Below are 479 nucleotides of genomic sequence, written 5' to 3'. Positions count from 1 at the left end.
ACAACACGGCGGTCATCAATGCCATGACGGAGGACTGGAACCGTTTCCTTTCCGTCGTCAAGACCGACAAGGAGGGCAACCGCCTGAATGCGGTCAAGGTGGACGGCGTCTCTTCTTCGGATGAGAAGGTTATCGGAAAGCGTTTGCAGGAGATAGCAAGGAACGCTACGACGGGCGGACTGTACAATCTTGTCGGGGAACTTTACGGTTTCCCGATAAAGGTGGTCAGCGAGAGGATGCTCAAAGAGGGGCTGGAGTTTACCGACAACCGTTTCGTGGTGGAGGGGAACTACAAGTACACCTACAACAACGGGCATCTGGCGATGGCTGACCCGGTGGCCGCCGCACGCAACTTCCTGAACGCGTTGGAGAAGATACCTTCCACCATCGACCAGTACAGGGCGAAGAACGAGGTGCTGGAAAAGGAGATACCGCAGTTGCAGGAGATAGCCGGCAAGGTGTGGAAGAAGGAGGACGAG

Annotated in this window: 1 protein-coding gene; it reads left to right on the top strand. The window is 55.9% G+C overall.

What is annotated here, in order from left to right:
* Window positions 1–479 (top strand): hypothetical protein (locus BHV83_RS01645; RefSeq protein ID WP_502687954.1); only part of this gene is annotated, 479 nt, incomplete at both ends.

Source organism: Parabacteroides sp. merdae-related_45_40 (assembly GCF_001915675.1).
The sequence above is the reverse complement of the archived record's forward strand: the minus strand, read 5'-3'. Positions and strand labels throughout refer to the sequence as shown.